11 protein-coding genes are annotated in these 12351 nt (G+C 72.5%); 1 reads left to right on the top strand and 10 read right to left on the bottom strand.

The features are described 5' to 3' along the window. From PSH25_RS05050 to PSH25_RS05010, 9 genes are all read right to left on the bottom strand, one after another. Positions 1-844: ATP-binding protein (locus PSH25_RS05050; RefSeq protein WP_238657892.1), on the bottom strand; the 844-nt coding region annotated here is incomplete at its 3' end. A gap of 64 nt (positions 845-908) precedes the next feature. Continuing rightward, positions 909-1520 (bottom strand): TetR/AcrR family transcriptional regulator, encoded by a 612-nt coding sequence (locus tag PSH25_RS05045; RefSeq protein ID WP_238657891.1) that lies wholly within the window; start codon positions 1518-1520, stop codon positions 909-911. A gap of 94 nt (positions 1521-1614) precedes the next feature. Continuing rightward, complete coding sequence (locus PSH25_RS05040; protein ID WP_238657890.1) at positions 1615-2382, bottom strand: SDR family oxidoreductase; 768 nt, start codon at positions 2380-2382, stop codon at positions 1615-1617. 145 nt (positions 2383-2527) lie between these two features. Then, on the bottom strand, positions 2528-3814 hold the full coding sequence (locus PSH25_RS05035; protein WP_238657889.1) for an ABC transporter substrate-binding protein: 1287 nt from the start codon (positions 3812-3814) through the stop codon (positions 2528-2530). A gap of 85 nt (positions 3815-3899) precedes the next feature. Further along, entirely contained in the window at positions 3900-5012 is a 1113-nt protein-coding gene (locus PSH25_RS05030) for a branched-chain amino acid ABC transporter permease (protein ID WP_238657888.1), read from the bottom strand. Beyond that, positions 5009-5887, bottom strand: a complete 879-nt coding sequence (locus PSH25_RS05025) for a branched-chain amino acid ABC transporter permease (protein WP_238657887.1) — start codon at positions 5885-5887, stop codon at positions 5009-5011. Before PSH25_RS05025 ends, PSH25_RS05030 begins: the two co-directional genes overlap by 4 nt. A 30-nt stretch (positions 5888-5917) precedes the next feature. Further along, positions 5918-6640, bottom strand: coding sequence for an ABC transporter ATP-binding protein (locus PSH25_RS05020; RefSeq protein ID WP_238657886.1), 723 nt, complete (start codon positions 6638-6640; stop codon positions 5918-5920). After that, positions 6637-7425 (bottom strand): ABC transporter ATP-binding protein, encoded by a 789-nt coding sequence (locus tag PSH25_RS05015; RefSeq protein WP_238657885.1) that lies wholly within the window; start codon positions 7423-7425, stop codon positions 6637-6639. Before PSH25_RS05015 ends, PSH25_RS05020 begins: the two co-directional genes overlap by 4 nt. Positions 7426-7561: 136 nt before the next feature. Next, positions 7562-8461, bottom strand: coding sequence for an alpha/beta hydrolase family protein (locus PSH25_RS05010; protein WP_238657884.1), 900 nt, complete (start codon positions 8459-8461; stop codon positions 7562-7564). A gap of 184 nt (positions 8462-8645) precedes the next feature. On the opposite strand from PSH25_RS05010, the gene PSH25_RS05005 reads away from it, so the two are divergent. Next, a complete protein-coding gene (locus PSH25_RS05005; protein ID WP_308193621.1) occupies positions 8646-10907 on the top strand; it encodes a catalase in 2262 nt (753 codons plus the stop codon). A gap of 70 nt (positions 10908-10977) precedes the next feature. Here the strand turns inward: PSH25_RS05005 and PSH25_RS33885 are convergent, their stop codons facing one another. Then, positions 10978-12303, bottom strand: a complete 1326-nt coding sequence (locus PSH25_RS33885; protein WP_238657883.1) for an RICIN domain-containing protein — start codon at positions 12301-12303, stop codon at positions 10978-10980. Positions 12304-12351: the final 48 nt, after the last annotated feature.

The raw sequence follows: 12351 nt of genomic DNA, 5'->3' as shown, positions 1-12351 counted from the left end.
CCCGTCGGGTCTCCGGTGGCAGCCGGTCCAGCCGGGCGCGGTACGCGCGACCCAGCGCGCCGTCCGCCGGCGGCGCGACGGGCAACGACTCCTCCCCCCGCCACTGCCCCGCGGTGAGCACCTCGGCGAGGTCCACCAGGGCCTGCGGGTTGCCGCCGCCGATCGCAGCCAACGCGGTCAGGGCCGACGCGGCGGGCCGGTCGGGGAGCCGGTCGACGCCCTCGCGCTCGATCAGCCGGTCGAGCCGGTCGGTGAGGACGGCGGTGCTCTCGGACTCGGTCAGCGGGCGCAGTCGGTGTGCCGGTATCCCGTCGAGGTTGGCCGTGACGTCCGCGGTGAGCAGGACGGCGAGCGGCAGGTGCCGCAGTCGGCGGGCCACGAACGCCAGCACCTGCGCGGTCTGCGGGTCACCCCGGTCGATGTCGTCCATGGTGGCGAGCAACGGCCGGTCCCGGGCGGCGGCGGCGAGCAGCCCGAGCACCGCCATTGACAGGGTCAGTTGCCGGTCGGCCGGGCAGCCCTCCCCGGCCAGCGCGCGTCGCAGCAACTGGCGCTGCTCGGTGGGCAGGGCGGCGGACCGGTCGAGCACCGGGTCGACCAGTCGTTGCAGGCCGGCGTACGGCAGGGCCGCCTCCTCGGCGAGCCCGCTGCCGGCGAGCACGGCGCAGCCCTCGGCGTGCCGGTGCGCGTAGCCGACCAGCGCCGTCCGGCCCGATCCGGGCTCTCCGCGCACCAGCAGGGCACCGCCGGCGTTGGTCATGCCGTCGAGCAGGCTCCGGACAGCCCGGCACTCGTCGTCCCGGCCACGCAGCACGGTTAGTTGCACTCTTGATGCAGTAACCATGCCAGCCAGTGTTACCCATCGGAAACCGAATGGAAAGAGGGGGCGATATCGGGCCGGGCCGGAATCAGTCGGGCGCGACCTCGGCCAGCAGGGCGCCCACGGTCCGGGACATCACGGCACGGGCCTGGTCCACGCCGAGACCGAGCCCGTAGCGCAGCATCGACCAGGCCTGCCACGTGCTCGCCGCCACCAGGGCGTTGAGCAACTGCTCCCGCCCCGACCCGGCCTCGGCCAGCTCGACGGCGAAGAGCTCCTCCACCTCGTCGCGGACCCGTTCGATGTGCTTGAGACGGTTGCGGTGCAACTGCTCCGAGACCGGCTCACGCATCTGGGCGGCCCGCGCCGAGGGCGCGATGAGCTGGAGCAGCCGAGCCCGCTGCCGGCAGTACGCGTCGACCCGCTTCGCCAACGGCAGCCCCGGTGAGATCGGCCGGTAGGCGGCGTCCTGCTGGCGGAGCACCTCCGCGCCGCTGGCCTCGAAGAGCGTCTCCATGTCCTTGAAGTTGGTCCAGAGGGTGCGCAGCGAGATGCCGGCCCGCTCGGCGATGCGTTCCCCGGTCGGGCGGAGGTCGCCCTCGGAGATGAGCGCGAGGTGCGCCTCGACGATGGCCGCGCGGGTCCGTTCGGCGCGGGCGGTACGCCCGTCGACCCGGCCCGCCACATCGACCCCGTCCATTCGCCCCCGCCCTCTCACCGCCATGGCGTCCGCCGACGCACCGCCGAGTCTAGACAGGCGTTGATCAGCGGCATCGGACGCTCCGCCGAGGTCGTCATCCGGCTCGGCCGGTCAGCGAGACGCCGCCGTCACAGACGATGGTCTGCCCGGTGATCCAGCTGGCGTCGTCGGAGGCCAGGAAGGCGACCGCGCCAGCCACGTCCGACGGCAGACCGAGGCGTCCGAGCGGGTAGCGCGCGGCGACCTCGACCTCACGCCCCTCGTAGAGGGCGGCGGCGAAACGGGTCTTCACCACGCCGGGGGCGACCGCGTTGACCCGGACCGTGGGCCCCAGTTCCACGGCGAGGCTGGCGGTGAGGTGGTTGAGCGCGGCCTTGCTGACCCCGTAGCAGGCGATGCCGGGTGACGGACCGAGCCCGGCGATCGACGAGACGTTGACGACGCAGCCGCCGCGCCCGGTCATGCCGGCGGCGCAGACCTCCTGTACCCAGCCGAGCGCGGCGATCACGTTCACGTCGAGGATCTTGCGGGCGGCGGCCAGGTCCAGCTCGACCAGCGGGCCGTGCACCGGGTTGATGCCGGTGTTGTTGACCAGCAGGTCCACCGGCCCGAACGCCGCGCTCACCTGGCGCACCGCGGCGGCCTGGTGCGCGGGATCGTCGGCCCGACCCGGCACCGCCAGGGCGTGCGCCGGGCCGCCCAGGGTGGCGACCGCCTCGGCCAGCCCCTCGGGGCGGCGGGCGGTCAGACCCACTCGCGCGCCCTCGGCGACCAGGCGTTGGGCGATGGCCAGACCGATGCCCCGACTGGCGCCGGTGACGATGGCGACCCGGTCCGCGAGTCGGCCCGAATATGCATTCACGGTGCAGATAGTAGGAGCGTCGATCGGTATCGGTCAACGCCTCCGACGATCGGCCGGCAGGCCGCGCCAGCAGCACGCGCGCAGCCGTCCGGCCGGGCGTGGTCACGCGGGACCACACCCGGTCGGACGTCGGGGCTACGGGGCCTCAGGAGACGGTCGGCACCCCGTTCGCCGGCGGCGCGGCCGGGGTGGCCGTGTACTCGTTGACCGACCCGTCCGCCTCGTCCGTCTCGTACGCCGGCCCGAAGTAGCTCTGCACTCCCCCGCTCACCCGGCTCAACCGCTGGCCGCCGTACCCGGAGTGGTCCTTGGCGGAGAAGCGCAGCGGCACCAGCCCGGGGCCCTGGAAGCCGCCCTTCTGCACGGCCTCCAGCACCTTCTCCCGGGTGACGTCCTTGCCGGCGGCGAGCAGCACCTGCACGAAGAGGTAGCCGACCGACATGCCGTAGACGGTGTTGCCGTCGAACGGCGCGTCCCCGTTGTGCTCCTTGTTGACCTTCGTGAAGAGCTGGATCCAGGGGTTCGCGGTGTCGTTCTGCATCGGCAGGTAGTTGGTGCCGACCATGCCCTCCAGCAGCGGTGCGGCGGCGCCGAGCTGCTTGGCCAGGGTCGGGTGGTCGGCGCCGACGTTGGAGACCAGCCACTGCGGCTTGAAGCCCAACCGTGCCGCGGTGCCGATGGAGAGCGCGGTGAAACCGGGCACGGTGGCGAGCACGACGACCTGGCAACCGGCCGCCTTGAACGCGCCGATCTGCGGCGCCACGTTGGTGTTGCTGGTGACGTACGTCTGCTTGACCGCCACGGCGCCGGGGCCGAGCACCTTCTCCACGCCGGCCAGGCTGTCTCGGCCGAAGTCGTCGTCCTGACCGAGGAAGCAGACCTTCTGCCCGGCCAGGTCCCGCTTCGCGTAGTTGGCGAGGATCTTGCCCTCGACCGTGTAGTCCGGGTTGAACCCGAACGTGCCCGGATACTTGTCCGGCTGGTCCCAGCTGCGGCTGCCGGAGGCGACGAAGAGATCGGGCACCCGGTTGCTCTTGAGGAAGTCGAGCACACCGGTGTGCGTCGGCGTGCCCAGACCATTGAGGACGGCGAAGACCTTGTCCTGCAGGACGAGCTGACGGACGACCTGCTGGGTGTTCGCCGGGTTGTAGCCGTCGTCCATGATCTTGTAGGTGATCTTCCGGCCGTGCACTCCGCCGTTGGCGTTGACGTAGTCGAAGTACGCCTTCGTCGCCGGGGCGATCTTCGAGTAGCCGGCCGAGGCCGGCCCGGTGAGCGGCATGTGGGTGCCGACGACGATCTCGGTGTCGGTGACGCCCGGCACCGACGCGCCGCCGGAGCCGGGGCCGTCGTCGCCGCTACAGCCGGCTGCGGTGATGAGCAGGGCAAGGGTGCTGGCGATCGCGAGGCCGCGATGCGCTTTACGGTGCATGGGAAACACCGACCTTTCTCGGTCCGGTTGTCTGTGGGAACGGTGTGGTGGTGGGGCGCCCGGCCGAGGCCGGACCGAGGACAGCTCAGGAACGCCGGGTCGGTCGCCTGGCCAGCAACGCCCGACCGAGACGCGACAGCAGACCCTGCACACCGCCGGGTGCGGCGATCATGACGACGATCAGGGTGAGTCCGAAGATCGCCAGGGGGAGGTTGCCCTCCAGCCGCTGCGCCAACGCGGGCGAGAGCGTGAGCATCTCGGTCACCGAGTGGGTCAGATCGGGCAGGGCGACCAGCAGGACGGCCCCCCACAGCGCGCCGGTCAGTCGGCCCAGACCACCGATCACCACGGCCATCAGCAGGAACAGCGACAGGGTCAGCGAGAACGCCCCGGGTGAGACGCTCTGCGCGAGCACCGCCAGCAACGCGCCGCCGAGCCCGGCGGTGGCGGCGCTGACCACGAACGCGAGGACCTGGGTGCGGGCCACGTGGATGCCGGCGAGGCGGGCGGCCACCTCGTCGTCACGGACCGCCCGGAAGGTGCGCCCGTACCGGCTGCGGATCAGGTTCGCCAGCAGCAGCAGGGCGAGCAGGGTGGCCGCGCCGGTGACCCAGAGCTGCCACCGCTCGTAGGGGAAGTACGGGCCGAGCGACAGCGGCGGCGGCTCCACCGGCACCGACAGCCCCTGCTCACCGTTGAAGACGCCGTCGAACGTGACGGCCAGCGCCGGCACCACCACGGCCACCGCGAGGGTGACCCCGGCCAGGTAAGGGCCGCGCAGCCGGGCCGCGGCCACACCGACCACCGCGCCGACCGCGACGGTGCTGAGGATCGCCGCACCCAGCGAGAGCGGCAGCAACCAGCCGCCGGTCATCCCCCGGTCGGCGAACGCGGTCTGGCACAGCGCCACGGTGTACGCCCCGGTGGCCATCAACGCGCCGTGCCCGAGCGACAGTTGACCGTTGAGCCCGGTGAGGACGGTCAGGCCGGCGGTCGCGCAGAGGTAGGCGGCCACGGTGGCGAGCTGGAAGTTGCGGAACGGCTCGACGGCGTAGCTGAGCGCCACCAGCAGCAACCCGGCGGCCAACACCACCGCGAGGTGGCGCAGCAGGGTGGAGCCGCGTCGCCGGTCGACCGGTCGGCCGCCCGGGTCGTCGAGCTGGTGTGTCGGCGGCAGGGCCGCCCTCGTGGCGCTCACACCCGCCTCGCCGCGACCGGGGCGAACAGCCCACCGGGCCGGACCAGCAGCACCGCCAGCAGCAGGACCAGCACCGCGAGCGGGGTGAGGTCACTGCCGGCGTAGCCGCTCACGTAGGAGAGCAGCAACCCCACCACCAGGCCACCGACCACCGCCCCCGGTGGACTGTCCAGCCCGCCGACCACCGCCGCGGTGAACGCCGAGACGAACACCAGGTCCATCGCGTGCGGGTGCAGGCCCAACTCGGTCGGCAGGACCAGCATGGCGGCCAGCGCGCCCACCCCGGAGGCGAGCGCCCAGCCGAGGGTCAGCATGCCACCGACGTTGACCCCGAGCAGCCGGGAGACCTCCGGAGCGAAGGCCGCCGCGCGCATCCGCAACCCCACCGGGGTACGCGCGAACATCCAGGCCAGGGCGCTGACCACCACCCCGATCGTGGCGAAGACGAACAGGTCGTACGGGGACAGCACGGCGACCCCGCCGACGGTGAGGGCGGACCGGCTGAAGGGGGCCTCGGCGGGGCGGAACTCGCTGCCGTACACCATGCCCAGCACGGCCTGGATGAGCAGCACCAGCCCGAGCGCGACGATCACCGGGTTGAGCGGTGAGGCGTGATCGACGTGCCGCATCACCACGCGGTCCACCAGCGCACCGAGCAGCAGGCCGGCGACGATCGCGACCACGAATCCCAGCCAGTAGGAGCCCGTCGCGGCGCTGACGGTGTAGGCGACGTACGCGGCGGCGACGGCCATCGCGCCCTGGGCGAAGTTGACGACCCGCGCCGCCCGCCAGATGAGCACCAGGGCCAGCGCGAACGCGGCGTACACCGCGCCCCGGGACAGGCCGTCGACGGTGAGGAAGACGAAGCGGTCCAACAGTTCTCCCTCCGGGGGACGAGGTGGTGGTCAGAAACCGAGGTACGCGTGGCGCAGGTCGACGTCGTCGCGCAGCTGCACCGCCGGGGCGGCGATCACCACCCGACCGAGAGACATCACGACGCCCTGGTCGGCGACGGCGAGCGCGCTGCGCACGTTCTGCTCGACCAGCAGGACGGTCAGGCCGGTGCGGTCGCGCAGTTGGCGCAGCAGGGCCATGGTCCGGGCGACCACCCGTGGCGCCAGGCCGAGCGACGGCTCGTCCAGCAGCAGCAGACGGGGTCGGCCGACCAGGGCCCGACCGAGCGCGAGCATCTGCCGCTCACCGCCGGAGAGCTGGTGGCCGAGGTGCCGGCGGCGTCGGGCCAGCGGCTCAAAGAGCTGGTAGACCTCGTCGAGGGCCCGACCCGCGTCGGCCCGGTCGCGCCGCCACAACCCGCCCAGTCGCAGGTTCTCGTCGACCGTCAGCTCGCTGATCACGCCCCGCCCGTCCGGGACGTGCGCCATGCCACGTCGGACGAGCTGCTCCACGGGCGTGCCGCGAAGGTCCTCCCCGGCCAGGAGGACCTGGCCGGCGGCTGGGCGGATCATGCCGCTGAGCGCGCGCAGGAGGGTGGTCTTGCCGGCGCCGTTGGCGCCGACGACCGCAGCGATCGTGCCGGCCGGGACGGTGAGGTCGATGGCCCGCAGCACCGGCGCGGCACCGTAACCGGCGACCAGCCCCCGCACCACGAGCAGGTCGGTGCCGCTCATGGGGACACCTCTTCCTCGACGGTGGCACCGAGGTACGCGTCGGTGACCGCGGGGTCGTCGCGGATCTCGTCCGGGGTGCCGGCGGCGATGACCCGGCCGAAGTCGAGCACCACGAGCTCGTCGCAGACAGCCATCACCAGGTCCATGTGGTGCTCGACCAGGAGCACGGCACAGGGGTCGGTGTCCCGCCGGGGCAGTTGCCGGACCAGCTCCGCCAGCTCGGCGATGTCGTCGGCCCCGAGGCCACCGGCCGGCTCGTCGAGCAGGAGCAGCCGGGGCCGGGCGGCGAGCGCGCGGGCCAGGGCGACCCGCTGGCGTACGGCGAAGGGCAGGGTGGCCGGCGCGGCCTCGGCGTGCCCGGCGATGCCCAGCTCGTCGAGGATTGCCAGGGCGTCCGCGCGGAGCCGGCGCTCGTCGCGGTCGCTGGCCGGCAGCCCGAGCAGCGCCGGGACGAAGCCGGCACGGGCGGTGTGCGAAGCCCCGGTCATCACGTTCTCCAGCACGCTCAGCCCGGCGAAGAGCCCGGTGCCCTGCAGGGTCCGGGCGATGCCGAGCCGGGTCAGCCGGTGCGGCCGTGGTCGCAGCGGCCGGCCGTCGAGGGTGAGTGAACCCGTCTCCGGTGCGACGAAGCCGCAGATCACGTTGAAGAGCGTGGTCTTGCCGGCGCCGTTGGGCCCGATGACGCCCACCACCTGGTTGGGTGGCACCCGCAGGGAGACGTCGTCGAGGGCGGTGAGGCCGCCGAAACGGACGCCGATGTGGTGCAGTTCGAGGCCGCGCTCCATCACCCATCCCTCTGTCGTGGCGGGTGTTTATTTACACTCGCAGTGTACGTTTCTCGGGTTTGGCGTCAAGACCTTCAATGCCGCCGCGCGCACGTGGACGGGGCGGCCGCCAGCGGCGACCGCCCCGTGACCGCCGTCAGGCGCTGGGACAGGTGTTGCGGTACTCCTCGATCTGCGAGCCGCTCGGGCCGGGGCAGAGGAACTGCTCGTAGCGGGTGTCGTCGTCGACGAACCGCTTCAGCCAGGCCACCATCTGCCGCGCGGTCGGCGTGTTCGTGGTCTGCGGGAAGAAGTGGCTCGCCCCGTTCAGCTCCAGGTACGCCTTCTCGGCGGAGGCCGGGATGCTGTTGTAGAAGGGCACGGAGTGCGTCCCGACCGGCGCGACGGTGTCGCTCTCGCCACCGATGATCAGCGTCGGCACCCGCAGTTCGGACCAGCTCTTGTCCGTGTTCCACGGCGCCAGCGGCACCGCGGCCTGCAACGACGGTCGCGACGAGGCCGCCTCCAGGCTGCCCCCGCCACCCATCGAGTGGCCGGCCACCGCGAGTCGACTGCTGTCGATCCGGGTGCGCACCGAGCTGCGCTGGGTGAGGTAGTCCAGCGCGGCGAGAAGCTGCCGACCCCGGCTGTCCGGCTGGTCCAGCCGGGTGTTGGTCTCGATGCCGATCACCACGAAGCCGTGCGAGGCGATTCGCGGTCCGAGCCAGCTGATGCTGGACCAGGCGGCGGTGTAACCGGGCGAGATGGCGATGGCGCCGAAGGTGCCCTCGCTGGTGCTGGTCGGGTAGTAGATGACGCCGCCGCCGAAGCCGGTGACGCTCAGCGAGGACACGCTCTGCGAGGACGTCGCGAACGGGCCGCGGCTCGCTTCCAGGATCGCGGTGGTCGGGGCGGGGCCCCGCTCGTACGGGCTCGCGGCCTGGGCGGCGCCGGATGATCCGGCCAGGACGCCGCCGGCGGCCAGGACGGCGGCCAGCGCGAACCGGGTGGCACGGGCTGCGACGGAACGGGGACGGGTGGTGGTTGGTGAGGACACGTCGGGCACTCCCTAAAGTCGAGGGATATCGACGTGTGTCAGTTTTGGCTGCTCCGCCGATCCCGGCATCGGCGAAATCACCAGTCCCGACGCAGGATGCCGAGACGAGTTGTGTTTCGGCCCTCTGACCAGGGGTAGCAGGGCAGGCGCCGGCCCGCACACGCGCCATGGAGAGGTTCATCCAGTGGATTCCAGCAAGCCCGCCGAGGCGGTCAAGAACGCCGTGAAGACCGCCTCAGGAAAGATCGCCGACGCCCTCACCCCGGACGTGCCGGGTGCGCCGGGGAGCGCGCCACCGCCCCTCGAGGAGCCGACGACGCCGCACGACCCGCTGCCGCCGAAGCCGGAACAGGGGGCACCGCAGACCCGCACGCCGACCGGCGCGGAGACCGGTGCGCCGACGATCGCGAACGGTCAGCAGGGGGCCTACCTCACGACCGCGAACGGGGCGCGGCTGCGCGACACCGACCACTCGCTGAAGGCCGGCCCGCGCGGCCCGGTGCTCCTGCAGGACCACCACCTACGCGAGAAGATCACGCACTTCGACCACGAACGCATCCCGGAGCGCGTGGTGCACGCCCGGGGCGCCGGCGCGCACGGTGTCTTCACCGCGTACGGCACCGCCGAGGCGGTCACCAGGGCCGGCTTCCTCAAGAAGGGGCGTGAGACCGAGGTCTTCGTCCGGTTCTCCACCGTGCTCGGTTCACGGGGTTCGGCCGACACGGTCCGCGACACCCGGGGCTTCGCCACCAAGTTCTACACCGACGAGGGCACCTTCGACCTGGTCGGCAACAACATCCCGGTCTTCTTCATCCAGGACGCGATCAAGTTCCCGGACATCATCCACGCCGGCAAGCCGCACCCCGACCGGGAGATCCCGCAGGCGCAGAGCGCCCACGACACCTTCTGGGACTTCGTGTCGCTGCACACGGAGGCGCAGCACCACACCATCTGGAACATGTCCGACCGAGGCATCCCGCGTTCGTACCGGACGATGGAGGGCTTCGGCGTGCACACCTTCCGCCTCGTCAACGAGGCCGGGGAGACGGTGCTGGCCAAGTTCCACTGGAAGCCGAAGCTGGGCGTGCACTCGCTGACGTGGGAGGAGGCGCAGCTGATCGGCGGCATAGACCCGGACTTCCACCGCCGCGACCTCTACGACGCCATCGAGGCCGGCGCGTACCCCGAGTGGGAGCTGGGCATCCAGGTCTTCCCGGACACTCCCGAGGAGACCTTCGCCGGCATCGACCTGCTGGATCCGACGAAGATCGTGCCGGAGGAGCTGGCCGAGGTGCAGCCGATCGGGCGGCTCGTGCTCAACCGGACGCCGACGAACTTCTTCGCCGAGACCGAGCAGGTCGCCTTCCACCTCGGTCACCTGCCCCCGGGCATCGACGTCACGAACGACCCGCTGTTGCAGGGCCGGCTCTTCTCGTACCTCGACACGCAGCTCACCCGGCTGGGCGGGCCGAACTTCACGCAGATCCCGATCAACCGCCCGCACGCCGCCGTGAACGACATGCTGCGCGACGGCTTCCACCAGCACGCCGTGCACGCGGGTGTCGCGCCGTACCGACCGAACTCGCTCGACGGGGGCAACCCGTTCCCGGCCGGGGACGCCGAGCACGCCTTCGTCGACGTGCCGGTCACGGTCGCGCAGGCACCGAAGGTACGCGCCAACCCGGCCTCGTTCGACGACCACTACAGCCAGGTCCGCCTCTTCTGGCTGAGCATGTCGCCGGTCGAGAAGGAGCACATCATCCGGGCGTACACCTTCGAGCTGGGCAAGTGCTACCACCAGTCGATCAAGGAGCGTCAGCTGCGGAGCCTCGCCAACATCGACCCGGTGCTCTGCGAGCAGGTCGCCACCGGCCTGGGCCTGCCCGCGCCGCAGCCGACCGTGCCGCTCCCCGACGTCACGCCCAGCCCGGCGCTGTCGCAGGTCGGTCGGGAGTGGCCGAGCGACGGTCGCATGGTCGGGATCGTCGTCGATCCCGACGGCGACCTGGACGGCGTCGACGAGGTCCGCCGGGCCGTGTTCGCCGCCGGCATGGTGCCGCTGTTGATCGCCCCGCACGGCGGCATGGTGGGCGACCTCTCGGTGCAGCGCACCTTCGCCACCGGCCGGTCGGTCGAGTTCGACGCGGTCCTGCTGGCCGGAGCGCCGGCACCCGCACCGGATGCCCTGCCCGCCCGCGACGCCAAGGCGGGAAGTCCCGCCCCGGCCACCGTGGACCCCCGCGTGCTGCTGCTCGTCGAGGAGTGCTGGCGGCACGCCAAGGCGATCGGCGCCTGGGGCGCCGGCGTCACGGTGCTGGAGCAGGCCGGCGTCGCCGGCACCCCGGGCGTCGTGGCGGCGGGCTCGGGCGCCGAGGCGCTGACCGCGGTGCAGCAGTTGATGGCCGCGCACCGGGTCTGGGAACGGTTCCCCGCCTCGGTCGCCTGACCTGGACCACAGCAAACGAGGGCCGTCCTCCGCTCCACCGGGAGGACGGCCCTCGTTTGCTGTGCTGGCGCTATCGCCGGGTCCACTGCAGATGGCTGGTGCCGGCGCTACAGCTGCGCTGCTCGATCACCGCGCCGTTCGCGGTGCTCTGGCCGACCGTGCCCAGACACAGTCCGCTGTGCGCGTTGACGAGTTGCCGGGCCTCGTTCAGGGTGAACTGCTGTGCCGGGGTCGTGTTACAGGTGGTGAGCTGGATCGCCGCCCCGGCGTCGCTGGACGCGCCGAGCACGTCCAGGCAACGCCCACCCAACTGCACGCTCCCGTCCGACCGCATCGCCCAGAGCTGGCGGGAGGCGCGGTCGTCCCGGCAGTCCCAGATCCTCAGCCGGACCGGGTCGGGTGAGTCCGGCGTGCTGACGTCCAGGCAGCGGTTGCTCGCCACCCCGACGAGCCGGTTGCCCGACCGCGCCGGGGGCACGCTCGGCGTCGGCGACACTCGACGGTCCGGCGTGGCGGACGGCGTGGCCCCGCCCGCCGTCGACGCCGGCCGGAAGCCCGCGGTGACCTCCCGGAACGCGTCCGCCCCGGCCACGGCCCAGGCGGACTCGGGTGTCAGCCAGGCGATGCTGTAACCCTGACGCTTCGCCGTCGTGAAGGTGCGCTGGCGCCCGCGCATCGCCGTGCCCGCCTCGCTGGTGTAGACCCACTCCAGGTCGGCGGCCTTGAGCTGGTAGTTGACGGCGAGCAGCTCGATCCGGCGGTAGTCGCGGTACCGCTCACTGACGGCCGGGCCGCCCAACTCGGTCAGCGGGTCGCTGCGCGGCGAGTCGGTCTGGCTGACGACCAGCATCCGTTCGCCACCCGGCTCGTGGAGTTCGACCCGCTGCCCGCGCCGGACGATCTGCCAGTCGCGCGGCGCCGGCAGCGAGAAGCCGCTGCTGTCCCGGTAGACCGACCACGAGATCGGCTGGAGGGCAGCGGTCGTGGGTGCGGAACCGGGCGTCGCCGGCGCACCCGGCACGGCGGCGTCCACCAGTTCGGCCCCTCCCCCGGCCGGTCGTGACGCACGGCGGGTGGCCAGCGGAACCCCGGCCGCCAGGCCGAGCGCGACCAGGCCCGCGAGGCCACCGAGGAGCCAGGTCTTCCGTCGGCGGGCCGGTTCCCGACCGGCACGATCCGCCGCCACGGGGGCCGACGACCGGGGTACGTGGGGCGCGTCGGTCGGATGGGCGGTGATCGGCAGTGGCGCGGGCGCGGCGGGCGCCGGACGCCACGTCACCGCGGTGGGCGGCCGGGGGGTGCCGGCCAGCGCCGCCCGGAGCAACTGTTCGGCCACGTCGGCGGCCATCCGCGCGGCCGGTTCCTGGCGCAGCAGACCGGCCATCACCGGCGCCACCGGACACCGTACACGCCCACGTCTTAACTCCATTCCCGGTGCTTTCTC

The organism is Micromonospora foliorum (assembly GCF_022229015.1).
In the GTDB taxonomy this organism is placed as follows: domain Bacteria; phylum Actinomycetota; class Actinomycetes; order Mycobacteriales; family Micromonosporaceae; genus Micromonospora; species Micromonospora foliorum.
Note: the sequence above shows the minus strand (reverse complement) of the source record. Positions and strands in the feature narration are given on the sequence as shown.

Excerpts from the sequence above, each read along its gene's own strand:
- PSH25_RS05035 (WP_238657889.1), bottom strand. The coding sequence starts at position 3,814 with ATGCACCGTAAAGCGCATCGCGGCCTCGCGATCGCCAGCACCCTTGCC.
- PSH25_RS05015 (WP_238657885.1), bottom strand. The coding sequence starts at position 7,425 with ATGGAGCGCGGCCTCGAACTGCACCACATCGGCGTCCGTTTCGGCGGC.
- PSH25_RS05020 (WP_238657886.1), bottom strand. The coding sequence starts at position 6,640 with ATGAGCGGCACCGACCTGCTCGTGGTGCGGGGGCTGGTCGCCGGTTAC.
- PSH25_RS05045 (WP_238657891.1), bottom strand. The coding sequence starts at position 1,520 with ATGGACGGGGTCGATGTGGCGGGCCGGGTCGACGGGCGTACCGCCCGC.